Below are 23,269 nucleotides of genomic sequence, written 5' to 3'. Positions count from 1 at the left end.
GGGTACGGTTCTGGGACTGGCCGGAGGGCCAATGGTTCGGATTCAATCGAATAGAGAGCCGCGTCCGTTTGTCACTCCGCTCCAGAGCTCATCGAGTTTCTTGAAACCCCAGTCCTCTGGCGACTCGCGGCTTTCGATGCGATCGCCCCTGGACAGGTCGACCACTTCCTGGGGAATGGGCACCTTGGATCGGGCCGAGAAGAACACCTTCACCCGAGGGGTCAACAGCGACTGCGGATGCTGCTCCAGCACCACGCCGAGGCGGCCGCTTTCCAGCCGCACCAGCGAGCCGGTGGGGTAGATTCCAACGGATTTGACGAAGGCCTGGAACACATGGGGATCGAAGTGGCCCTTGGTCCACTCGGCCATCTTGCGCAGCGCTTCGGCGGGGCTCCAGCCCTGCTTGTAGGGGCGATCGGAGGTGATGGCGTCGTACACATCGCAGATCGCCGCCATGCGCGCCAGCAGGCTGATCTTCTCGCCAGCGAGGCGATGCGGATAGCCGGTCCCGTCGAACTTCTCGTGGTGATGCAGGCAGACGTCCAGTACCGCGGCACTGACCTGACGGCTATCGAGCAGGATGCGCGCGCCGGCCGTGGGATGCTTGCGCACCTCGATGAATTCGCCATCCGTGAGTTTGTCCGGCTTGTTCAGCAGCTCCAACGGCACCGCCATCTTGCCTATGTCGTGCAGCAGGCCGGCCAGGCCCGCTTCGCGCACCTGGTCGTCAGCCATCCCCAACTGACGCGCCAGCGCCACCATCAGCGCGCAAACGGCCACCGAGTGCATGTAGGTGTATTCGTCGCTGGTCTTCAGTCGCGCCAGGCTGATCAGCGCATTGGGGTGGCGGATCACCGACTCGGTGATCTGCTCCACAAGGACGGCGGCCTGCTCCACTTCCACGGCGTGGCCCAGTCTGGCGTCGTTGAACATTGCCACCACCGCCTGCTTGGAGCGGGCGCACAGGCGCAAGGCACGGCCTACTTCCTCTTCCAGGCTGACCGGCTCGGCGGTGTGGACTGGAGCCTGCGCCTCCGCCGACTGCAACTGGCCTTCGGCCTGCGCTTCGACCTCTTCGGCGCTTTCCCCTGCGTCGACATCCAATCCCCTGGCAGTGTCGATCCAGACTTCGCCCACAGTGCTGTCGACAATGCGTTGCAGGTCCTTGCCGCTGGCCAGGAGGAAACTGGTCTTCCAGAAGGGATGGTCCATCCATGAGCCGCACAACTCCTGGATGTACATGCCGATTCGCAAATCGGCCACGGCTATTCGTTTCAGCACGTCGGGTTCGCATGGCAGGCGATATCAGGGCGACAGCATAATCCAGCTCGGCCAGCCGGACACAGGCACCTGTAGCCAGGGCTGACCGCTCGTCGCATCGGCAGCGACTGGTTATGATGGCGCGCACACCAGAGGACGAGGAGTCGAGGACCCATGCGGCCGTTGCTGACCGGAATCGCCACCACCCTGCTGCTGTTGCTCAACACCCTGATCCTGATCGGCCCGATGCTGGCCGTCGCCCTGCTCAAGCTGGTCCTGCCCGGCCAGGCACTGCGCGACGCCTGCTCACGCGGCGTGATGTGGATCGCCGAAGCCTGGGCAGAGAACTGCAAGCGTGTGTTCGCCGTGTTCACCCCGACCCACTGGGATATCCGTGGCGGCGAGGGGCTGCGCAACGACACGTCCTACCTGGTCATCAGCAACCACCAGTCCTGGGTGGACATTCCCGCGCTGGTCCAGGCCTTCAACCGCAAGGCGCCCTACTTCAAGTTCTTCCTGAAGAAGGAGCTGATCTGGGTGCCCTTCCTCGGGCTGGCCTTCTGGGCCCTCGACTACCCCTTCATGAAGCGCTACAGCAAGGCCTTCCTGGACAAACACCCGGAGATGAAGGGCAAGGACCTGGAAATCACCAAAGCCGCCTGCGAGAAGTTCAAGCGCATGCCGGTAACAGTGGTGAACTACCTCGAAGGCACCCGATTCACTCCCGTGAAACACGCCAACCAGGGTTCGCCCTACCAGTACCTGCTCAAACCCAAGGCCGGCGGCGTCGCCTTCGTCCTGGCCGCGCTGGGCGAGCAACTGGATGCCATTCTCGACGTCACCCTGATTTACCCCGGTAACGGCGTGCCGGGTTTCTGGGCGTTGCTGTCCGGCCGGGTGCCACAGGTCATCGTGGATATCCAGACCCGTCCGCTGGACCCCGCCCTGTGGCAGGGCGATTACGAGAACGATGGGGAATTCCGCCAGTACGTGCAGAACTGGGTGAGCCTGCTATGGCAGGAAAAGGACGCGCGCATCGGCCAGCTGCGTGCGCAGGTGCGGGGCTAGGCGCCGAAACGCCCGCCCGCGAGTTGCTTCAGGTCGACAGGCCATTCACCGGAACGGCCTGGCCAGCCGGATTGGCCGGGCTGGACGGCACCTGCGGTACGGTCCATTGCCAGAGGCTGCCAAGGTTCTGCAGCAGCGATTCGGCCAGGCCCTGCTGGCCGAGGAAGGACAGGATCAGCGGAGCGAACCGGCCGATCAGGCCGCTATCCATCCCCAGCGAACCGAACGCCTGGCTCACGTCAGTCATGCTGTGCATCTGCTGACCGGCGAGCACGCCGGGCTGACTGCCCAGGACGTTGCCCGACTGCTGGCCGAGCAAGCCGCCGATGCTGCTGAGCAACCCCTGGGTATTAGGATCAGTGAGCACACCTACACCCGGCACCGCCTGGTCGAGCTGGGCAAACTGGTCGGCCGGCAGATTGTTGCGCGCCAGGCCGAACAACGCGGTCAGTCCACCCAGAGCCTGCTCCGGGCTGACCTGCAACTGGCCACCCAACTGCTCCAGCAACGCCGCCGACTCCGCTGGCGCAACACCCGGTGCCGTCTCCTGATGCCCGCTCGCGGCAGCGGCGGCGACGACATCGCCCAGGGTAACGGCGAATACCGGGCTGGCCGCCAGGGTCAGCATGGTCGCCAGTGTCAGGCTTCGGGAAATGTGCATAGGTCGACCTCAAGGAAAAGTCCGCGCCGGAACACTACGTACCGGACTGTGAGCGGAGACTCGGCCTTATGACTGCGGCACCGGGGTCTGCGTTCCCGACATTCTGTCGGTTGCCTGGCGTCGCCCCCGGACATCCCTGCACACGGCAGCCGTGAACTAGCCTTGAAGAACACCCTCCCCGGTCTGCCGCCATGAGCGAAAACCGCATCGCCGAACTCGATGCCGCCCTCCCCGGCCTGGCACGCAAGATTCGCGTACTGGAAGCCATTGCCTGGCCCGATGGCATCGAAGAACGCTTTCTCGACGACTGGCGCGCCGGGCGCCCGAGACTCCCCGAAGTGGCACTGAACCCCCGGGATCACAGCGCCGAGATCGAAGCCCTGGAAACCCTTGCCGGCCAATGCGACAAGGGCCACCCGGCCGGCGCCTTCCTCGCCGCCACCGCACGCAGTTACGCCTGCGCCGGACACATGCTGGGCGCCATCGGCACGCCAGCCTTCAGCGACTACTCCGCGCGTCTCTACCAGCGTCCCGATCACTACTACGAACGGCAGAAAATGACGCCCCTGGACGCGGCGCGCTTCTTCCTCGACACCACCGACGCCCTTCTGGACAGTCGCTGCATCCCCGCGACCGACGCTTGCATCCCCGCCGAGGACTTCGCCACCTGGATGCGCACCGAAGTGGACGCTTTCTTCGGCCCCGACAAGGTTCGCGTCGTGGTGGACCCGGACCTCGCCTCAAAAGCCATCGCCGGCGCCACCCGCATCCGCCTGCGGGCTTCCGCGCGTTTTTCCGAGCTGGACAAGGCCCAGCTGCTGCAGCACGAGGCATTCGTCCATGCCGGTACCGCACTGAACGGTCGGGCGCAGAAGCGACTGACCAGCCTGGCCCTTGGCGCACCGCGTACGACGCTGACCCAGGAAGGCATCGCCATGCTCGCCGAGCTGATCACCGGCAGCATCGACATCCAGCGGCTGCGCCGTATCGCCCTGCGAGTGGTGGCGGTACAGCAGGCACTCGACGGTGCCGACTTCATTGAGGTGTTCAAGGGCTTCCTGGACGCAGGGCAGACCGAAGAAGAGTCGTTCCGCTCAACCCAGCGCGTGTTCCGAGGCGCCGATGTCCGCGGTGGCAGTGCTTTCACGAAGGACGCGTGCTACGTGATCGGCATGCTTGGCGTGCACACCCTGTTGCGCGTGGCGGTGCGCGACAACCGCCCGGAATTGCTGCGCCAGCTGTTCGCCGGGCGGATGAGCGCAGGCGACGTGGTGCGCCTGTCGCCGCTGTTCGAATCCGGCTGGCTGGAGCAGCCACGCTACGTTCCGCCCTGGGCCGCCGACCTGCGTCGCCTGGCCGCTACCCTGGCGTTCTCCGCCTTCGTCGGGCGGATCAAGCTGGATATGGTGAGTCTCGAGCGCTTTGTCGAACTGGAAGAAGAATGATGCCCTTGCAGGTTTACTACTTTTCGCCGGATACAAAAAAAGGGGCCCCGAAGGGCCCCTTGAGGGACAGACGCCGCGGCTGTCACATCACGGCGTCGGGGGTATTGCAGTCGATCAGGCCGCGCTGAAGGTCTTGTGCGGGTCGATGACGAACTTCTTCGGCACGCCGGCATCGAACTCGCCATAGCCACGCGGTGCGTCGTCCAGGCTGATGACCTGCACGCCCACCACTTCGGCGATATTGATGCGGTCCCACATGATCGCTTGCATGAGTGCGCGGTTGTACTTCATCACCGGGGTCTGGCCAGTGTGGAAGCTGTGGGATTTCGCCCAGCCGAGGCCGAAGCGAATACTCAGGCTGCCGATCTTCGCCGCGGCGTCCACGGCACCCGGATCTTCGGTGACGTAAAGGCCGGGGATACCGATCTTGCCGGCCACGCGGGTGACTTGCATGAGCGAGTTCAGCACAGTGGCCGGGGCTTCGTGCTTGGCACCTTCGTGGCCGTGGCCGCGAGCTTCGAAGCCCACCGCATCCACCGCGCAATCCACTTCCGGCTCTCCCAGCAGCGCAGCGATCTGCTCGTGCAGCGGGGTGTCCAGCGACAGGTCGGCGATCTCGAAGCCCTGCGCCTTGGCGTGGGCCAGTCGGGCGGGGTTGAGGTCGCCGACGATAACCACGGCGGCGCCCAGCAGGCGAGCGGAGGCGGCAGCGGCCAGGCCGACCGGGCCGGCACCGGCCACGTACACGGTGCTGCCCGGGCCAACGCCGGCAGTTACGGCGCCGTGGTAGCCGGTGGGCAGGATGTCGGAAAGGCAGGTCAGGTCACGGATCTTCTCCATGGCCTTGTCGCGATCCGGCAGCTTGAGCAGGTTGAAGTCGGCGTAGGGCACCAGCACGTACTCGGCCTGGCCACCGGTCCAGTCGCCCATGTCGACATAGCCGTAGGCGCCGCCAGCGCGGGCCGGATTGACGGTCAGGCAAACGCCGGTGTGCATTTCCTTGCAGGAACGGCAGCGGCCGCAGGCCACGTTGAAGGGTACGGAAACCAGGTCGCCGATCTGCAGGTTCTCTACGTCACGGCCCTTCTCGATCACCTCACCGGTGATCTCGTGGCCAAGCACGAGGCCTACCTGGGCGGTGGTACGACCGCGCACCATGTGCTGGTCCGAGCCGCAGATGTTGGTGGAGACGACTTTCAGGATGACCCCGTGCTCGATCTTCTTGCCGCGAGGGTCCTGCATTTTGGGGTAGTCGATCTTCTGGACTTCGACCTTGCCCGAACCGAGATAAACGACACCACGATTACCAGACATGCGTAATTCTCCGTTGTTGTTGTGAATACAAAGGCGCGACCGACGGCCACGCGGCCTTGCACTGGAGCTTGCGTCTGTTGCCGGAGCCCACCGGTGAAACCTGGCAGAGGCGGACTCCGTGAAAGCAGGGTGCGCCGTGCGCACCATTGAATCTGACGGAAGAAGGCGCACCCTCTCCCCCGACCCTCTCCCGGAAGGGAGAGGGGAAAAGCCTCAAGCGTTGAGCACCACCGTGCGGTTGGCGTTGAGGAACACCCGGCGTTCGATGTGGTAGCCGACGGCTTTGGCCAGGGTCAGGCACTCGATGTCGCGGCCCTTGGCGATCAGGTCTTCGGGGTAGTGCGCGTGATCCACCGCTTCGACGCCCTGGGCGATGATCGGACCTTCATCCAGGTCGTTATTGATGTAATGCGCCGTGGCCCCCACCAGCTTGACGCCCTTCTGGTAGGCCTGGTGGTAGGGCTTGGCGCCCTTGAAGCCGGGCAGCAGCGAGTGGTGGATGTTGATTGCCCAGCCATCGAGCCTTTTGCACAACTCGGGTGACAGCACCTGCATGTAGCGGGCGAGCACCACCAGTTCGGCACCCGTGTCTTCGATCACCTGCAACACCTTGCGCTCTTGCGACGGCTTGTCGTTCGGGTCGAGGGGGAAGTGGTGATAGGGAATCCCGTGCCAGCGGGCGAGCGGCTCCAGGTCCGGGTGGTTGGACACCACTGCGACCACATCCATGGCCAACTGGCCGATACGCTGGCGATAGAGCAGGTCGTTCAGGCAGTGGTCGGCCTTGGACACCATCAGCACCACCTTCGCGCGATAACCGGGCGGCGTCAGTTCCACCTGCATATCGAAGGGCGCCAGGCGCTCGGCGAGGCCGGCGCGGAAGGACTGCTCGTCGAAGTCGTCCGGCTGGCGGAACTCGACACGGATGAAGAAGCGCGAAGACAGCCGGTCATCGAAGGAATGGTGTTCGGTGACGTAGCAGCGCTGCTCGAAGAGAAAGCGCGTCACTGCATCCACGGTACCGAGCACGCTCGGGCAGTGGGCGGTGAGAATCCAGGTATCGGGTGTGCGGCTCATCTCGATCTCCAACGGCGCAACAACGTAGGTTGGTGCTGAGCTTGCGAAGCCCAACAAGGAGCGCGCAGCGCTCCCTGAAGTCCATCCGGGCCCCGAGTCGTTGGGCTTCGCTGCGCTCTGCACCAACCTACGAGGAACCCGTATCGGTCAGGCCTTCACCGCCAGTCCGTATTCCGCGCTGGCATCCTGCAGCCAGAGCCAGAAGTAGTCGGAGAAGCTGCGGCGGATCAGCAGTTCCCAGGTGTCTTCGCCGGTATGGCGAATCACCAGCGAGGCCTTGGCAAAGGTGCTGCCAACGGCCTTGCCCACCGGGAAGTTGCTCGGGTGCACGTCGTAGGGGGTCGACTTCATCAGGACCTCGCGGGCTTTGGGCCCGGAGAGCTCGAGAATGGTCTGGCCGCCGCTGACGTTGACCACGGAGATGTGCTGGCCGTCCAGCGCCTTGCGCAGACGCTGTTCGACCTCGAACTCCTGGCCGCTCGGCACGATCAGCAGCCACTCGTCCGGCCCCAGCCACTGCAGCGAAGTCTCGCCACTGGCTACCAGGGTCAGGGCCACCGGCAGCTCCAGGCCCAGGGCGCTGTGCACGCCACCAGCGAAAGCCGGGTCCTTGGCGTCACCACGGATCACCAGGTGGCCGAGGAGCTTCTTCTCGCGCAGGGTAACCCCTGCGCTGCTCTTGCCTTTGCGCGCCAGCTCGTCGAGGCCGGCGTGGTACAGCGGCGATTCGGCATGGGCGGCATCAGGACGCTGTTTGTAGACGTTCACGTTAGACATTCTGGCGGTCCCCTTTCGGGTCATAGAACACGGAGCTGCAGATTTCGGCTTCGATCACGCTGCCATCGGCCAGCGGCGCGAACACGCGCTCGCCCATGCGCTTGAGGCCACCCTTGACCACGGCCATGGCGAAGGAATAACCCAGGGTCGCGCTCATGTAGCTGGAGGTGACGTGGCCGACCATCTTCATGGGGATGGACTGCTTCGGATCGAACACCAGCTGGGCGCCTTCCGGCAGCACCTTGTTCGGATCGATGGGTTTGAGGCCCACCAGTTGCTTGCGGTCTTCGCGCAGGCAGTCCTCGCGGTTCATGCCACGCCAGCCGATCCAGGAGAAGGCCTTGTTGCGACCGACGCACCAGCCCATGTTCAGGTCGTCCGGGGTCACCGAACCGTCGGTGTCCTGGCCGACGATGATGAAGCCCTTCTCGGCCCGCAGTACGTGCATGGTTTCGGTGCCGTAGGGGGTCAGGTTGTACTTCTTGCCCGCCTCGACGATTTTTTCCCAAACGCCCAGGGCATAGTCGGCCTGCACGTTGACTTCGTAGGACAGCTCACCGGTGAACGAGATGCGGAACACTCGTGCCGGTACGCCACCCACCAGGCCTTCCTTCCAGGTCATGAAGGGGAAAGCATCCTTGTCCAGGTCGATGTCGGTAACTTCGGCCAGCAGCTTGCGGCTGTTGGGGCCGGACAGGGTCATGGTGGCCCAGTGGTCGGTGACCGAGGTGAAGTACACCTTCAGTTCCGGCCATTCGGTCTGGTGGTAGATTTCCAGCCATTCCATCACCCGAGCGGCACCGCCGGTGGTGGTGGTCATGATGAAGTGGTTCTCGCCGACGCAGGCGGTCACGCCGTCGTCGAAGACCATGCCATCTTCCTTGCACATCAGGCCGTAGCGGGCCTTGCCCACGTCCAGCTTGGTCCAGGCGTTGGTGTACACGCGGTTGAGGAACTCACGCGCATCCGGGCCCTGGATATCGATCTTGCCCAGGGTGGAAGCGTCGAGGATGCCCACGCTGTCACGCACGGCCTTGCATTCGCGGGCCACTGCGGCGTGCATGTCTTCGCCGCGCTTGGGGAAGTACCACGGACGCTTCCACTGGCCGACGTCTTCGAACTCCGCACCCTGCTCCAGATGCCAGCGCTGCATCGCGGTGTAGCGCTTGGGCTCGAACAGGTGACCGCAGTGACGACCGGCTACCGCGCCGAAGGTCACCGGGGTGTAGTTCGGGCGGAACATGGTGGTGCCCATCTCGGCGATGCTGATGCCCATCGAACGGGCGGCAATGGCCAGACCGTTGATGTTGCCCAGCTTGCCCTGGTCGGTACCGAAGCCCAGCGCGGTGTAGCGCTTGACGTGTTCGACCGACTCGAAACCTTCACGGGTGGCCAGTTCGATACCGGCGGAGGTGACGTCGTTCTGCAGGTCGACGAACTGCTTCGGCGCGCGGGAAGTGGACTTGTCGTGGGGCACCTGGAACAGGCCCACGGACGCTTCTTCCTTACGTTTCTCGGTCTTGGGCAGAGTGCCTTCGACCAGTTTGAAGCCGGCTTCGCCAGCAGCCTTGGCACCGGCCTCGAAACCGTCGGCCAGAGCATCGCCCAGACCGAACACGCCATTCACGGCACCGGCGCAGATGCGCTTCTGGAAGCCCTCGCCGGGCACGAAGGCGAGGATGTCTTCACGCCAGGTCGGCTTGCCGCCCAGGTGCGACGCCAGGTGTACCACCGGGCTGTAGCCGCCGGAGCTGGCAATCAGGTCGCATTCCACCACTTCACCCGGACTGGTGACCTTGTGGCTCTTCAGATCGATGGCGCAGATGCGGGCACCTGTGACGCGCTTGCTGCCACGCGCCTCGACCACGGCGCTGCCGGTGAGGATACGTACGCCACGGGCGCGGGCCTCTTCGACCCAGGCACCGCGCGGGTTGCTGCGGGCGTCGGCCACGGCCACCACTTTCTGGCCGGCGTCGAGCCAGTCCAGCACGACACGGTAGGCGTAGTCGTTGTTGGTGGACAGCACCAGTTGGCGGCCCGGGGCCACACCATAGCGATTCACGTAGGTGGAGATGGCGCCGGCGAGCATGTTGCCGGGGACATCGTTGTTCGAATACACCAGCGGACGCTCGTGGGCACCGGCGGCCAGCACCACACGCTTGGCGCGGACGCGATGAACGCGGTGACGGGCCTGGCCATGGGGCGCGACTTCGCCCAGGTGGTCAGTCAGGCGCTGATGGATGGTGAGGAAGTTGTGGTCGTGATAGCCGTTCACCGTAGCGCGCGGCAGCAGGGTCACTTCCGGCAGTTTCGCCAGTTCAGCGATGGCCTTGGCCGCCCATTCCGAGGCGGGCTTGCCGTCCAGGGTCTCGCGGGTGTCCAGCAGGCTGCCGCCGAACTCTTCCTGCTCGTCAGCCAGGATCACGCGGGCACCGCTGCGGCCGGCGGCCAGTGCAGCGGCGATACCAGCAGGGCCGGCGCCGACCACCAGCACGTCGCAGTACTGGTTCAGGTGGTCGTAGATGTCCGGGTCGACTTCCAGGGGCGCACGACCGAGGCCGGCGGCCTTGCGGATGTACTTCTCGTAGGTCAGCCACAGGTTCTGCGGATACATGAAGGTCTTGTAGTAGAACCCGGGCGGCATCATGCCACCGCCGACCTTGCCGAGGATGCCCATGACGTCGTTGTTCACATTCGGCCAGCCGTTGGTGCTGGTCGCCACCAGGCCTGCATAGAGGGCCTGCTGGGTGGCACGTACGTTCGGCACCTGGGAACTTTCGGTGGAGCCGATCTGCAGCACGGCATTGGGCTCTTCCGCACCGGCGGCGACGATGCCGCGCGGACGGGAGTACTTGAAGCTACGGCCGATGATATCGACGCCGTTGGCCAGCAATGCGGCTGCCAGGGTGTCGCCGGCAAAGCCCTGATAGTTCTGGCCGTTGAAGGTGAAGGTCAGCGGCTGGCTGCGATCGACGCGGCCACCCTTGGGAAGGCGATTGACCTGGCTCATGCCGTTACTCCTGCGGTCGCGGCTTTCTTGTCGCCGACGTTGGCCTCGGTGACAGTGGGCTTCTCACCGATCTTGTAGGTTTCGAGGATCTCGTAGCTCACGGTGTGGCGCGTGGCGTTGAAGTATTTGCGGCAGCCGGCAGCGTGCACCCACAGCTCGTGGTGGATGCCGCGCGGGTTGTCGCGGAAGAAGATGTAGTCGCCCCACTCCTCGTCGGTGCAGGCGTTGGCGTCCAGGGGGCGCGGAATGTGCGCCTGGCCCTTGGCATGGAATTCCTCTTCGGAGCGCAGCTCGCCACAGTAGGGGCAGAAAATGTGCAGCATGGCGATTCTCCTTAGTGAGCCACGGCAGCGGCGCCGTGCTCGTCGATCAGTGCGCCGGTATGGAAACGGTCGATGGAGAAGGGCTTGGCCAGCGGGTGCATCTCGCCACGCGCCAGGCTCGCCGCGAAGACGTGGCCCGAACCCGGAGTGGCCTTGAAGCCGCCGGTGCCCCAGCCGCAGTTGAAGAACAGGTTCTTCACCGGGGTCTTGGAGATGATCGGGCAGGCGTCCGGGGTGGTATCCACGATGCCGCCCCACTGACGGTTCATGCGCACGCGGGAGAGGATCGGGAACATCTCCACGATGGCCTGCAGGGTGTGTTCGATGGTCCCGTAGGAGCCACGTTGGCCGTAGCCGTTGTAACCGTCGATACCGGCACCGATGACCAGGTCGCCCTTGTCCGACTGGCTGATGTAGCCATGCACGGCGTTGGACATGATCACGCTGTGGATGATCGGCTTGATCGGCTCGGACACCAGGGCCTGCAGCGGGTGGGATTCCAGCGGCAGGCGGAAACCGGCCTGCTTGGCCATGTGGCCGGAGTTACCGGCGGTGACCACGCCGACGCGCTTGGCGCCAATGAAACCGCGATTGGTCTCGACACCGATCACCGCACCATCCTGCTTGCGGAAACCGAGCACCTCGGTGTTCTGCAGCAGGTCGACGCCCAGGGCGTCGGCGGCGCGAGCGTAGCCCCAGGCTACGGCGTCGTGACGGGCCACGCCCCCACGACGCTGAACGGTGGAACCCATGATCGGATAACGGGTGTTCTTGCTGCAGTCGAGGAAAGGAATCTCCTCGGCTACCTGGCGGGCGTCCAGCAGTTCGCCGTCGACGCCGTTCAGGCGGTTTGCGTTCACCCGGCGCGCCGAGTCACGCATGTCCTGCAGGGTGTGGCAGAGGTTGTAGACACCGCGCTGGGAGAACATCACGTTGTAGTTCAGGTCCTGGGACAGGCCTTCCCACAACTTCATCGCGTGCTCGTACAGCTGTGCCGCCTCGTCCCACAGGTAGTTGGAGCGGACGATGGTGGTGTTGCGCGCGGTGTTGCCGCCGCCCAGCCAGCCCTTCTCCACCACCGCGACGTTCTTCACGCCGAATTCCTTGGCGAGGTAGTAGGCAGTGGCCAGGCCATGGCCGCCACCACCGACGATGATCACGTCATAGACCGGCTTCGGCGTCGGATTGCGCCACATGCGTTGCCAGTTCTCGTGGTGGCTCAGGGAGTGCTTGAACAGGCCGAAGCCGGAATAACGTTGCATGCTCGGACTCCTGGATCAGCGGTAGACGGGGAAGTCGGCGCAGAGGCCGGCAACCTGCTTGGCCACCTGGGCTTCGACGTCGGCATCGCCGAGGTGGTCGAGGATGTCGCAGATCCAGCCAGCCAGTTCGGTGCTCTGCGATTCCTTGAAGCCACGGCTGGTGATGGCCGGGGTGCCGATGCGAATGCCCGAGGTCACGAAAGGCGACTGTGGGTCGTTCGGTACGGCGTTCTTGTTCACGGTGATGCCGGCGCGGCCAAGGGCGGCGTCCGCTTCCTTGCCGGTCTTGCCCTGCTTGATCAGGCTGACCAGGAACAGGTGGTTGTCAGTACCGCCGGACACCACGTCGTAGCCGCGATCGATGAACACCTTGGCCATGGCCTGGGCGTTGTTGATCACCTGGGCCTGGTAATCCTTGAAGCCGGGTTCCAGCGCTTCCTTGAAGCACACGGCCTTGGCGGCGATCACGTGCATCAGCGGGCCGCCCTGGGCGCCGGGGAATACGGCGGAGTTCAGCTTCTTCTCGATCTCTTCGTTGGACTTGGCCAGGATCAGGCCGCCACGCGGACCGCGCAGGGTCTTGTGGGTGGTGGTGGTAACCACATCGGCGTAGGGCAGCGGGTTGGGGTACAGGCCGGCGGCGACCAGGCCGGCGACGTGGGCCATGTCGACGAACAGCAGCGCACCCACCTTGTCGGCGATGGCACGGAAGCGCGGGAAGTCGAGGGTCTTGGAGTAGGCGGAGAAGCCGGCAACGATCATCTTCGGCTTGTGCTCGACAGCCAGGCGCTCGACCTCGTCGTAGTCGATCAGGCCGGTGGCGGTATCAAGACCGTATTGCACAGCGTTGTACAGCTTGCCGGAAGACGACACCTTGGCGCCGTGGGTCAGGTGGCCGCCGTGGGCCAGGCTCATGCCGAGGATGGTGTCGCCGGCGTTCAGCAGGGCCAGGTAGACGGCGCTGTTGGCCTGGGAACCGGAGTGCGGCTGGACGTTGGCGTAGTCGGCGCCGAACAGTTGCTTGGCGCGGTCGATGGCCAGCTGCTCGACCTTGTCGACGAACTCGCAGCCGCCGTAGTAACGCTTGCCCGGATAGCCTTCGGCGTACTTGTTGGTCAGGCCGCTGCCCTGGGCTTCCATCACGCGCTTGCTGGTGTAGTTCTCCGAGGCGATCAGCTCGATGTGGTCTTCCTGACGGTGCTCTTCTTCCTGCATCGCGCTGAACAGTTCGTCGTCGTAACCCTGGATCTGGTCTTGCTTGCTGAACATCGATGATCTCCTGCGACAACCCGCTGTCGTCTCTGTTGTTTTGGGGCCCGGAACCGACCACTGGAGGGCTGTCGGTATCTGCCTGTTGGGGCCGATTGTGCGAGTTAGCCCGACACCCCGTTTGCCTGTTTGCGACGTGTAAATGCCCAAACCTACCCTGCCGGCGAAGGAATACCGTTCGATTACCGGAGACCGCCTCGCTGAACCCCGGATGTCGGGCAGGGACGCCGCTGATGCAGGGCTGGAATGGGTGTAAGCTGGACCCCGGCGCCGGCCCGCTCCAGCGCCGCAAAACAATAAAAAGACAGAACTGCACTTCGACTTCTGCCTCACCCGCCAATACCCAAAAACGACAGTCGATGCAGCGGAGGAAGAACCAATGGCTGTTGCAAACCTTGCGGCGCCGTCCGTCGACGAATTCCAGGCCCAGCCCCGGCCGGCCGCAGTGAAGACCTTCGGCTTTCTGCTGATCCCCAACTTCACCACCATCGGCTTCGCCTCGGCGATCGAGACCCTGCGCATGGCCAACCTGGCCGCCAAGCGCACCCTGTTCCACACCTTGCTGATCGCCGCCGACCACGAACCAGTGCAGGCCAGCAACGGCATGCGCGTGGTTCCCGATCACAGCCTTGACGACGCCCCCGAACTGGATGCCCTGTTCGTCGTCGGCTCCAACCCCATGCCGACCCGCTATGACCGGCGCCTGCTCAACTGGGTGCGCAAGCTGGCCCAGCACGACGTGGCACTGGGCGGAATCTGCACCGGCAGCCACCTGCTGGCCAGCGCTGAGCTGCTCAAGGGCTATCGCTGCACGGTGCACTGGGAAGACATCGAGCAGGTGAAGGACAAGTTCCCCGGCATCGTCATCTCCAACCAGCTGTTCGAGCTGGATCGCGACCGTTACACCTGCTCCGGCGGCACGGCGTCCATGGACATGACCCTGCAACTGATCGCCCGTGAGCCGGGTGGCGTGGAGATCGCCACCCGCGCTGCCGAACTGCTGCTCTGCGACCGCATGCGCAGCGCCCGCGAACAGCAGCGCATCCCCTTGCGGCAGAAGCTCGGCCACGCACAGCCGAAGCTGAGCCAGATCGTCGCAATCATGGAAGCCAACCTGGAAGAACCCCTGGAACTGGAAGAACTGGCGCAGCTCAACGAAGTGTCGGTGCGCCAACTGGAACGCTTGTTCCACAAGTACCTGGACCGCACCCCCAGCCAGTACTACCTGGAACTGCGCCTGAACCGCGCCCGCGACCTGCTGCTGCGCAGCGAGTCGCAGGTCCGCGACATTGCCCTGGCCTGCGGCTTCGCCTCACCGGCGCACTTCTCCAAGTGCTACAGCCGCTTCTTCGGCCACTCGCCGCGCGGCGAGCGCAAGCAGAGTCCCTTGCACTCCTGATCGTCGACCGAGAACTGCAGGGGCGAACTCATTCGCCACTGCAAGGGAGTCGCCTTGAACCTCGCCGAAAACAAAAACGCCGCCCTCCTCTCGGGGGCGGCGTTTTCATTTCCGTACCTCGCGCGTCAAGCGTCCTGTTCAACTCCTCCGCTCAGGGCCACTACCGGCTTCTTTGCCAACAGCCAATAGGCCAGCCCTGATACCAGGATGGCGGGGAAGCTCGCGGTGATCTGCTCGGCTACGTCCTTGAACACATGGGCCAACACGAAGTACACCGCAAAACCTAGCACCAGCGCAGTGATACCCGCCGGGTTCCAGCCATTGCTGCCGTAATAGGCGCCGCCGGACTCGGCAAAGAGGTCGCGGTCGCTGATGCGCTTGCCGCGCACGCAGAAGTAGTCGACCAGGATGATGGTCCAGAGCGGGATGAACAGGCCGCCGATGACGCCGAGGAAGGTCTCGAAGTAATGCAGGAAGGAGTCAAAGGCCATGGGCACGAAGCACAGCGCCAGCTGGAGCACAACGATAATCGCCAGGGCCTTTTTCGGGGTCAGGCTCTTGAACGCCCCCAGCAGCCCCATGCCGGAGCCGTAGAGCACGGTGACGTTGGTGCTGACGGTGGCGAAGATCAGCACCAGGAAGGACACCAGGCCTAGCCCCAGGGTAGCCAGGGTGGAGCTGGGGTCGGAGTTGTTGGGGTCGATGCTGCCGGTTTGCAGTGCCACCCCGATCGTGCCGATGGCGCCGATCAGCATGAACCAGCCCTGCCCTACGTTGAGCCCCAGCCAACTGCCCACGGTGGCAGCCTTGCCGGTCTTGGCGAAGCGTGAGAAGTCCGCCACCTGGGCCCAGGTCCAGGAGAAACCGAAGGCCAGGTCAATGTAGAAGGCCACCGAGTGGGCCGGGTTCGCCACCTTGAACGCCATCAGCTCACCCAGATCCCACTGCGACAGCACGATGTAGCTGACCCAGACACCGAGCACCAGCAGCAGCACGCCTGCCACGCGCTCCAGATAGCGGATCGCCTCATGGCCAAGGAAGGTGATGATGCCCTGCGCCACGGCGGTCAGCAGTATGCCGAGCACCATCGGTCCCGCCGAGCCGGGCTGGCCGAAGGTCGGCCAGCCGAACGCTGCGCCGAACACGTGGGTGAGGGAAATAGCGGCAATGAAGCTGTTCACGCTGGGCCAGCCGATCAGCACCAGGAACTGGGCCACGCCGGTCAGGCGCGACCCCTTGGTGCCCAGGGCGGGACGGGCCACCACGGCCGTACTGGCACCGTAGCGGTAGCCGATATAGGCCACTGCCGCCCATGGAATCATCATCAACGGTAGCCAGAGGAGGCTGTACTGCAGGACGAAGACCATGCCCAGTGAAGCGGCCATGCCGCCGAAAAACCAGGAACCGGTGTTGATGCCGGAACCGAACCAGGTCCACACGGTGTCGCCGAAGCCGAAGCTGCGCTCCGCCGGTTTGACCTGATTGAGTCCGTACTCTTTGTGCGCGTCTGAATTCGACATAGCTGAAACTTCCTCGCGAACCGCCGCGGCGGTCACTTGTTGTAATTGTGAAGTCGCTTGTTCTGTTCGGGGTGGCGCAATGCCTCGTCAGGTGGGCGGGAACTCCTCGCGGATAGCGTCGGCAATGCCCTGGACGCAGACCTCCAGGATCAACTCGCCCTTCTCTCGGCTGGCCGTCTTCGCCGACGACAGAGTGCCCGGCGCCGGCGTACGGGCCGGGTCGACCGGAAACACGTCATAGGGTGGGAAGGTTGCAGGTGGGTGATCGACGACGCGGTCCAGGTCCACCAGGTCCGGGTACAAAGCCAGCATCAGGGAGGTCTCGAAGACGCCGCCGTGCTCGATGTCCCAGCCGAGGAAGCCCTCGGGATAGAGCTGCTGGATCACAGCCGGGTCCTTGACGAAGTCCCAGTAGGAGAGCACCACCACTTTGAAGTCCTGGATGCCGGCATAGCGCAGCTCGCGCAGGGCGAGGTCGATGCCTTCGACGATGAACATGGAATTTTCGTAGTGGCCGTTCATCAGTACCAGGCGACGCGCACCATGGCGCGCCAGCTCGCGGATGATGTCCTGCACCGTGCCAGTCAGGGTGGCGCCATCCAGGCTGGTGGTGCCGGGGAAGTGATTGCCGCCGCCGGACTTCTGCTGGGACTTGTAGCCGTACTGCAGCCCCGGCATGACCAGCGCACCAATGCGCTCGGCGACCCGCTTGCACACCGCCGTGGGCAGCAGCACATCGACGTTCATGCACATGTGATGGCCGTGCTGTTCCAGGGCGCCGACCGGCAGCATGAGCACGCAGTCACCTGCCGCGACACGCGCCTCGTACTCCTTCCAGGTCAGCTCACCTACAAAAACACTCTTGCTCATCGAAATACTCCAGGAATTGTCGGCGCCAGACGGACTTCCGCTCATGGCATTGCAGCAGAAGTGAATGGCCGACTTTTGTACGTATCCGACCCGAAGTTGGCAGGATCGCCAGTCCTCAGTCGTCCGCCAGTGCGCGGTGCGCCGTCTCGCAGATGCACAGCATCGCCAGCAGGGCCACGGCCGCCGCTGCCACCAGCATCCAGGCCGGTGCGAGCTTGTCGCCGGTCTGGCTGATCAACCAGGTGGCGATGAAAGGCGCGGTGCCGCCGAACAGGGCATTGGCCGTGTTGAAGCTGAAGGCGAAGCCGCTGTAGCGCACTCGTGTCGGGAAGACCTCGGCGAGGAAGCACGGCAGGGTGCCGTCGTTCATTGCCAACATCAGCCCGAAGGCGATCTGGATCAGCAGGATGAAGGCGAAGCCCTGCCCTTCGAGCAGACCGAACAGCGGCACCGTGAGCCCCAGGAACAGCAGCGACGCACCGATCAGCATGGTTTTGCGGCCGAAGCGGTCGGACAGCTTGCCCATCAGGAAGATGAAACCGATGTAGGTCGCCAGCGACACGGTAGACGCCAGGAAGGAATCGGTTTCGTTCATGCCCATCTCGGTGGATAGATAGGTCGGCATGTAGCTGAGGATCAGGTAGAAGGCCACCGCGTTGAGGCAGGTGACGCCAATGGCCACCAGCACCTTCCTGCGGTGCACGCCCATGAGTTCGCGGATCGGCACTTTGTGCTCGGCTTCCTTCTTCTCCATCGCCTGTTCCATTTCGCGGAACTTGGGGGTGTCCTGCAGGTGCAGGCGAATGTAGCGGCCAATCAGGCCCAGCGGAGCGGCCAACAGGAACGGAATACGCCAGCCCCAGCTGTGCAGTTGCTCGGTATCGAGCTGCGAATAGAGCAGTGCCGCGAACAGCGAACCGAACAGCAACCCCGCCGCCGTACTGGCCGGCACCAGGCAGGTGTAGAAACCGCGCTTGTTGTCTGGCGCGTACTCGGCGAGGAAGGCCGCCGCGCCGGCGTATTCTCCGGAGGCGGAGAAGCCCTGCACCAGGCGGATCAGCAGGAGCAGCAGCGGCGCGAACATGCCCACCTGGGCGTAGGTCGGCAGCAGCGCGATGCAGAAAGTGGCGCCAGACATGATGAGGATGGACAGGGACAGGGCGTTACGCCGGCCGTAACGGTCGCCGATATGGCCCCAGACGATGCCGCCGATGGGGCGGACGATGAACGAAATGGCGAACACCGCGAAAGCCGCCAGCAGGCCGGTGGTCTTGTCGGTGGCAGGGAAGAACACGACTGCGATCACCGCGGCCAGATAGCCGTAGGCGGCGTAGTCGAACCACTCCACGAAGTTGCCCATGAAGCTGGCGGTCGCCGCGCGGCGGAGGGTGCTGCGCTCGATGCTGGCCATCTGGCTGTCGGACTGGCCATAGGCCAGGGTCTGGTTGGATGTACTCATTGGGCACCTCCGTCGATCGGGAGGTGCGCCTGGAAGACTGGAGTATGGACGGGAGCGCCCCGACCGTTGTTGAAGGACACACTGTCGGCCGCTCCCCGGAGGAGCGTTCCTGCAATAAACCTGACCATTGCCTGTACCTCTATTGTTATGTCGTGTTAGTTCGGCAGCGGGTAGTCAAAGGGCGGCGCGTGCGCGGGGCATGGGCCCCGTGAATGCCGCGCGTCGATTCTTGTTGTGGTGAGGCAAAACCACGGCCCGCGCAGGAGGTCGGCTCTGCGCGGGCGTGGTCTGGATCACTTGCGGATGATGTTTTTCTCCGGGCCGTAGGGGAACTTGGTGATGTTTTCGGCACCGTTCTCATTGACGATCAGGATGTCGTGCTCGCGGTAGCCACCGGAGCCCGGCAGGCCCTCCGGCAGCATGATCATCGGTTCCATGGACACCACCATGCCCGGCTCCAGCACCGTGTCGATGTCCTCTCGCAGCTCCAGCCCGGCCTCGCGGCCGTAGTAGTGGCTGAGGGTGCCGAAGGAGTGGCCGTAGCCAAAGGTGCGGTACTGCAGCACGTCGTGCTTGAGGAATATCTCGTTCAGCTCGCGGGCGATATCGCTGCAGCGCGCACCGGGCTTGATCAGCTTGAGGCCGGCTTCGTGCACCTCGACGTTGACCTGCCACAGCCGCAGGTGGTCGTCGGAGCAATGGTCGAGGAACAGGGTGCGCTCCAGCGCGGTGTAGTAGCCGGCGATCATCGGGAAGCAGTTGAGGCTGAGGATGTCGCCCTTGTTCACCTTGCGGGTGGTCACCGGATTGTGCGCACCGTCAGTGTTGATGCCGGACTGGAACCAGGTCCAGGTGTCCATCAGCTCCACTTCGTCGAAGGTGTCGGCAATGGCGCGGACCATGGCCTGGGTGGCGTGCAGCGCCACTTCATACTCCGGCACCTGGTCACGCAGCGCTTCCACCACCGCCGCGCCACCGATGTCGGCGATGCGCGCGCCGTGACGGATCATCACGTGCTCTTCGGCGGACTTGATCATGCGCATGCGCATGCAAGCGGCGGCCACGTCGACCAGTTCGGCCTCTGGATAGCGGGCGGCCAGCTTGTCGCGGTTCTGCAGGTTCAGGTGGTCGTGTTCGATGCCGATGCGGCGGGCCTTGGGCAGGGCCTGCTGGATGGCGACAAAGTAGTTATCGCGCTGCCAATCGGTGTAGACGATGTTGTCGGTGCCGACGGTGCGGCGCCACGGCTGGCCACCGTCGATGTTGGCGCTGATGCTGATGACGTCGTCCTGGGTGACCACCAGGGCATAGGGGCGGCCGAAGGAGCAGTAGAGGAAGTCGGAGTAGTAATTGATGTTGTGGTACGAGGTGAAGATCGCGGCGTCGATGTTCTCCGCTGCCAGATGAGCGCGCAGCTTGGCTTGGCGGTTGGCGTATTCCTGGGCGGAGAAGGTGGAGCGAACCTTGTCGCCGTTACGGATGCGGAGTGTCTTGGGCATTTGCATGGCGGTGAACCCTTGTTGTTTTCCACTGACTCGACACACCGGGCTGGTGGGCCGTTGGAAAGCATTGCAACAGAAGCCCCCCACCATCTTTTGTACGAATCCGACCCGAAATTGGTCAGATCCGCTGGGGCGCTCTGAGGCCAGGTCACCCTCTCCCGGAAGGCGAGGGTTGGGTGAGGGAAATGGGGTCGACTCGGGCTAGCCGGTAGGCGCGGACTGCTCTTCTGTAGGGGCGAATTCATTCGCCAAGGGCAGCACAGCTGCCCCGCCTGAAAGTCCCATTGGCAGGCCTTTGGTCTGCTTGGCGAATGAATTCGCCCCTACAAGGAAGTCGCCAACAGACCCACCAAAAAAACAGGCCCGAACCGTGCTGCCAGGCACGGGCGGGCCCTAAGGTGGTGCCACTCGGTATCAGTGCATGGCGCTGCGGCAGAGCTGCGGCTTGTCCAGCCGCTCGTTGCTGGGCGGGATGCCGAAGTGCTCGCGGTAGCACTTGGAGAAATTCTGCGCGGAGACGAAGCCGCAGCCGAAGGCCACCTGCACCACCGGCAGGGCGGTCTGGCGCAGGAGCTGACGGGCACGCAGCAGGCGCAGCTTGAGGTAGTAGCGTGATGGCGAGCAGCACAGGTACTTCTGGAACAGCCTTTCCAATTGGCGCCGCGACAGCTCGATGAAGCTGGCCAGATCATCCAGTTCGATGGGCTCTTCCAGGTTGGCCTCCATCAACGCGATCACTTCCTGCAGCTTGGGCTGCGCGCTGGCGAGGGCATCGCGCAGGGTCAGCCGGCTGGCCCAGGCCGGAATACTTTCGCCGTCCTGAAGCAGACCGGCCTCGGCCAGCACAGCGCGGGCAGACCCCAGGGCACCCAGCTTCACGCCGTGGGCAGACAGGTCGCGGAGTTGCGCGAGCAATCCGGAGTCGGCGAGTGGCGCGCCGTCGCCGCCGCAGAGGATCAGGGCGTCCAGTTCGCGTGCCTCGGCGAGGCTGCCTTCGGGCGTCAGTTGCATGCCGTTGTCGGCGCGCACCGGGGTGCCGTCGCAAGTCAGGGTGCACCAGCGATAGAGGCCCGTTGCGGACAACTGGTTGGCCAGCCGCAACGACTCCAGCGCACCGGCCAGGGCGATCAGGCTGAATTCGTCCAGCAGCAGGAAGCCGATGGATTCGAGGCGCTGCAGGGGCTTGGCAAGAGTCTGGAAGGCGCTCATGGCATCAGCACTCCACGGCACTCACGGCCAGACCACCGCGCGAGGTTTCCTTGTATTTGTCGTGCATGTCGGCGCCGGTGTCGCGCATGGTGCGGATCACCCGGTCCAGCGAGATGAAGTGCTCGCCATCGCCGCGCAGCGCCATCTGCGCCGCGTTGATCGCCTTCACCGCGGCAATCGCGTTGCGCTCGATGCACGGCACCTGCACCAGCCCGCCCACCGGGTCGCAGGTCAGCCCGAGGTTGTGCTCCAGGCCGATCTCGGCGGCATTCTCCAGCTGCGCCGGGGTCGCCCCCAGCACTTCCGCCAGCCCCGCCGCCGCCATCGCGCAGGCTGAGCCGACTTCGCCCTGGCAGCCCACTTCGGCACCCGAGATGGACGCGTTCTTCTTGCACAGGATGCCCACCGCCGCCGCGCCGAGGAAGAAGTTCACCACGTCGTCTTCGGTGGCCTCGGGGTTGAAGCGCATGTAGTAGTGCAGCACCGCCGGGATGATCCCCGCCGCGCCGTTGGTGGGCGCGGTGACCATGCGCCCGCCGGCGGCGTTTTCCTCGTTCACCGCCAGGGCGTAGAGGTTCACCCATTCCATGGCGCTCATGGTGCTGCCGATCACGTTCGGCTTGCCCAGTTCCTGCAGGCTGCGGTGCAGCTTGGCGGCACGCCGGCGCACGTTCAGCCCGCCGGGCAGGATGCCTTCGTGGCCGAGACCATTGCTCACGCATTCCTGCATGGCGTCCCAGAGTTTCAGGAGTCCGGCGCGGATCTCCGCCTCGCTGCGCCAGGCCTTCTCGTTGGCCAGCATCAGTTCGGCAATGCGCAGGTTGTGGCGCTGGCAGAGTTCCAGCAGCTCTTCGGCGCTGGAGAAGTCGTAAGGCAGCTCGGTGGTGTCCTGGTCGAGCTGACCGGAGCGGGCCTGGGCCTCGTCGACCACGAAGCCGCCACCGATGGAGTAGTAGGTGTCGCGGTGCAGCTCACCCGCCTCGCCTTCGACGATCAGCGTCATGGCGTTGGGGTGGTACGGCAAGTTTTCCTCGAGCAGCAGCAGGTCGCGCTGCCAGTCGAAGGCCACCGGGTGGCTGCCGCCCAACAGCAGTTCGCGGGACGCCTGCAGCGCCTCGATGCGCGGGGCGATCTGCTTCGGGTCGACCCGATCCGGCCATTCGCCCATCAGCCCGACCAGGGTCGCGCGGTCGGTGCCGTGGCCGACGCCGGTGGCCGACAGCGAGCCGTACAGGCGCACCTCGACCCGCGTCACCTGCTCCAGCAGGCCGCGCTCGCGCAGCGCCGTGGCAAACAGCGCCGCCGCCCGCATCGGGCCCACGGTGTGCGAGCTGGAAGGGCCGATACCGATCTTGAACAGGTCGAACACGCTGATAGCCATGCCGGTTCCCCGAATACATCTGTGGGAGCGATTTCAATCGCGATTGCAGGCCGCAGGCCTGCCCTTCCCTACAGGATTCTCCCGATCCGGCATCAGCAGAATCTGTCCGTATCCGACCCGAAAATGTACGGGGGCACCGCCCTCGCCCACAGAAACCGGGGATCATGCTGTGGATAAGCTGTAGAGCCACCGCCCAGCCCCAGGCACTGCGCCACTTCCAGCCAAATGGTCAATTCTTGAACCATTTCAGCCACTTGTAGAAAGAGCTGCCCCCAGAATCTGTGCAGGGGCTTGTGGATAAGGTGTGAGCGTCCGGCCAGGGGCCCGGTGGCCGGGGCCTTTGCCGGAACTGATCAGTAAATGCACAGCCCAGGGAAAATTAAACGCACGCTTAAATTTTGTAACCCGCGCCACCCCCGGCTTTGGCTGCTGGTATAAAAGTTTCCGTTCAAATTATGAGCAG

17 protein-coding genes and 1 pseudogene are annotated in these 23,269 nt (G+C 64.4%); 3 read left to right on the top strand and 15 right to left on the bottom strand.

What is annotated here, in order from left to right:
* Positions 1-42: 42 nt before the first annotated feature.
* Positions 43-1,281 (bottom strand): HD-GYP domain-containing protein, encoded by a 1,239-nt coding sequence (locus SA496_RS28155; protein ID WP_120653436.1) that lies wholly within the window; start codon positions 1,279-1,281, stop codon positions 43-45.
* 153 nt (positions 1,282-1,434) lie between these two features.
* On the opposite strand from SA496_RS28155, the gene SA496_RS28150 reads away from it, so the two are divergent.
* The gene (locus tag SA496_RS28150) at positions 1,435-2,328 is read left to right on the top strand and encodes an acyltransferase (RefSeq protein ID WP_120653437.1); all 894 of its coding nucleotides are present in this window, start codon (positions 1,435-1,437) and stop codon (positions 2,326-2,328) included.
* Between the two features lie 28 nt (positions 2,329-2,356).
* Here the strand turns inward: SA496_RS28150 and SA496_RS28145 are convergent, their stop codons facing one another.
* The gene (locus tag SA496_RS28145) at positions 2,357-2,989 is read right to left on the bottom strand and encodes a DUF2780 domain-containing protein (RefSeq protein ID WP_120653438.1); all 633 of its coding nucleotides are present in this window, start codon (positions 2,987-2,989) and stop codon (positions 2,357-2,359) included.
* Positions 2,990-3,180: 191 nt separating this feature from the next.
* Between SA496_RS28145 and SA496_RS28140 the strand changes: the two genes are divergently transcribed.
* Positions 3,181-4,434 (top strand): flavohemoglobin expression-modulating QEGLA motif protein, encoded by a 1,254-nt coding sequence (locus SA496_RS28140; RefSeq protein WP_330114803.1) that lies wholly within the window; start codon positions 3,181-3,183, stop codon positions 4,432-4,434.
* Positions 4,435-4,548: 114 nt separating this feature from the next.
* Here the strand turns inward: SA496_RS28140 and fdhA are convergent, their stop codons facing one another.
* From fdhA to glyA, 7 genes are all read right to left on the bottom strand, one after another.
* A complete protein-coding gene (gene fdhA / locus SA496_RS28135) occupies positions 4,549-5,748 on the bottom strand; it encodes a formaldehyde dehydrogenase, glutathione-independent (protein WP_120653440.1) in 1,200 nt (399 codons plus the stop codon).
* Between the two features lie 213 nt (positions 5,749-5,961).
* Complete coding sequence (purU, locus tag SA496_RS28130; RefSeq protein ID WP_120653441.1) at positions 5,962-6,825, bottom strand: formyltetrahydrofolate deformylase; 864 nt, start codon at positions 6,823-6,825, stop codon at positions 5,962-5,964.
* 147 nt (positions 6,826-6,972) lie between these two features.
* Positions 6,973-7,602: a sarcosine oxidase subunit gamma gene (locus SA496_RS28125; RefSeq protein WP_120653442.1), complete on the bottom strand. Its 630-nt coding sequence runs from the start codon at positions 7,600-7,602 to the stop codon at positions 6,973-6,975.
* Complete coding sequence (locus tag SA496_RS28120; protein WP_153920355.1) at positions 7,595-10,612, bottom strand: sarcosine oxidase subunit alpha; 3,018 nt, start codon at positions 10,610-10,612, stop codon at positions 7,595-7,597. Before SA496_RS28120 ends, SA496_RS28125 begins: the two co-directional genes overlap by 8 nt.
* On the bottom strand, positions 10,609-10,935 hold the full coding sequence (locus SA496_RS28115; RefSeq protein ID WP_120653444.1) for a sarcosine oxidase subunit delta: 327 nt from the start codon (positions 10,933-10,935) through the stop codon (positions 10,609-10,611). The genes SA496_RS28120 and SA496_RS28115 overlap by 4 nt, the downstream gene beginning before the upstream one ends.
* 11 nt (positions 10,936-10,946) lie before the next feature.
* A complete protein-coding gene (locus SA496_RS28110) occupies positions 10,947-12,197 on the bottom strand; it encodes a sarcosine oxidase subunit beta (RefSeq protein WP_120653445.1) in 1,251 nt (416 codons plus the stop codon).
* Positions 12,198-12,212: 15 nt separating this feature from the next.
* The gene (glyA, locus tag SA496_RS28105; protein WP_120653446.1) at positions 12,213-13,466 is read right to left on the bottom strand and encodes a serine hydroxymethyltransferase; all 1,254 of its coding nucleotides are present in this window, start codon (positions 13,464-13,466) and stop codon (positions 12,213-12,215) included.
* 379 nt (positions 13,467-13,845) lie between these two features.
* Here glyA and SA496_RS28100 point away from each other — a divergent pair, with 379 nt between their 5' ends.
* Entirely contained in the window at positions 13,846-14,865 is a 1,020-nt protein-coding gene (locus tag SA496_RS28100) for a GlxA family transcriptional regulator (protein WP_120653447.1), read from the top strand.
* 125 nt (positions 14,866-14,990) lie between these two features.
* Here the strand turns inward: SA496_RS28100 and SA496_RS28095 are convergent, their stop codons facing one another.
* From SA496_RS28095 to SA496_RS28070, 6 genes and pseudogenes are all read right to left on the bottom strand, one after another.
* Positions 14,991-16,385, bottom strand: a complete 1,395-nt coding sequence (locus tag SA496_RS28095) for a purine-cytosine permease family protein (protein ID WP_330114802.1) — start codon at positions 16,383-16,385, stop codon at positions 14,991-14,993.
* 87 nt (positions 16,386-16,472) lie between these two features.
* Complete coding sequence (locus SA496_RS28090) at positions 16,473-17,255, bottom strand: creatininase (RefSeq protein WP_120653449.1); 783 nt, start codon at positions 17,253-17,255, stop codon at positions 16,473-16,475.
* A gap of 115 nt (positions 17,256-17,370) precedes the next feature.
* A complete protein-coding gene (locus tag SA496_RS28085; RefSeq protein ID WP_330114801.1) occupies positions 17,371-18,714 on the bottom strand; it encodes an MFS transporter in 1,344 nt (447 codons plus the stop codon).
* Positions 18,715-19,007: 293 nt separating this feature from the next.
* A complete protein-coding gene (locus tag SA496_RS28080; protein WP_330114800.1) occupies positions 19,008-20,219 on the bottom strand; it encodes a M24 family metallopeptidase in 1,212 nt (403 codons plus the stop codon).
* A gap of 438 nt (positions 20,220-20,657) precedes the next feature.
* A pseudogene (locus SA496_RS29395) lies at positions 20,658-21,101 on the bottom strand (helix-turn-helix domain-containing protein); the annotation flags it as partial.
* 328 nt (positions 21,102-21,429) lie between these two features.
* The gene (locus SA496_RS28070; protein ID WP_330114798.1) at positions 21,430-22,806 is read right to left on the bottom strand and encodes an L-serine ammonia-lyase; all 1,377 of its coding nucleotides are present in this window, start codon (positions 22,804-22,806) and stop codon (positions 21,430-21,432) included.
* Positions 22,807-23,269: the final 463 nt, after the last annotated feature.

Origin of the sequence: Pseudomonas sp. JS3066 (assembly GCF_036328175.1) — a bacterium.
Lineage (GTDB): Bacteria > Pseudomonadota > Gammaproteobacteria > Pseudomonadales > Pseudomonadaceae > Metapseudomonas.
This window is presented reverse-complemented; position numbering and strand designations above follow the sequence as displayed.

Bases quoted from the DNA above. Each gene is read 5' to 3' on its own strand.
- SA496_RS28150 (WP_120653437.1), top strand. From the start codon at position 1,435: ATGCGGCCGTTGCTGACCGGAATCGCCACCACCCTGCTGCTGTTGCTC.
- SA496_RS28095 (WP_330114802.1), bottom strand. From the start codon at position 16,385: ATGTCGAATTCAGACGCGCACAAAGAGTACGGACTCAATCAGGTCAAA.
- SA496_RS28100 (WP_120653447.1), top strand. From the start codon at position 13,846: ATGGCTGTTGCAAACCTTGCGGCGCCGTCCGTCGACGAATTCCAGGCC.
- SA496_RS28115 (WP_120653444.1), bottom strand. From the start codon at position 10,935: ATGCTGCACATTTTCTGCCCCTACTGTGGCGAGCTGCGCTCCGAAGAG.
- SA496_RS28140 (WP_330114803.1), top strand. From the start codon at position 3,181: ATGAGCGAAAACCGCATCGCCGAACTCGATGCCGCCCTCCCCGGCCTG.
- SA496_RS28125 (WP_120653442.1), bottom strand. From the start codon at position 7,602: ATGTCTAACGTGAACGTCTACAAACAGCGTCCTGATGCCGCCCATGCC.
- SA496_RS28145 (WP_120653438.1), bottom strand. From the start codon at position 2,989: ATGCACATTTCCCGAAGCCTGACACTGGCGACCATGCTGACCCTGGCG.
- SA496_RS28085 (WP_330114801.1), bottom strand. From the start codon at position 18,714: ATGAGTACATCCAACCAGACCCTGGCCTATGGCCAGTCCGACAGCCAG.
- SA496_RS28110 (WP_120653445.1), bottom strand. From the start codon at position 12,197: ATGCAACGTTATTCCGGCTTCGGCCTGTTCAAGCACTCCCTGAGCCAC.
- SA496_RS28070 (WP_330114798.1), bottom strand. From the start codon at position 22,806: ATGGCTATCAGCGTGTTCGACCTGTTCAAGATCGGTATCGGCCCTTCC.
- SA496_RS28080 (WP_330114800.1), bottom strand. From the start codon at position 20,219: ATGCAAATGCCCAAGACACTCCGCATCCGTAACGGCGACAAGGTTCGC.
- SA496_RS28120 (WP_153920355.1), bottom strand. From the start codon at position 10,612: ATGAGCCAGGTCAATCGCCTTCCCAAGGGTGGCCGCGTCGATCGCAGC.
- purU (WP_120653441.1), bottom strand. From the start codon at position 6,825: ATGAGCCGCACACCCGATACCTGGATTCTCACCGCCCACTGCCCGAGC.
- fdhA (WP_120653440.1), bottom strand. From the start codon at position 5,748: ATGTCTGGTAATCGTGGTGTCGTTTATCTCGGTTCGGGCAAGGTCGAA.
- SA496_RS28090 (WP_120653449.1), bottom strand. From the start codon at position 17,255: ATGAGCAAGAGTGTTTTTGTAGGTGAGCTGACCTGGAAGGAGTACGAG.
- glyA (WP_120653446.1), bottom strand. From the start codon at position 13,466: ATGTTCAGCAAGCAAGACCAGATCCAGGGTTACGACGACGAACTGTTC.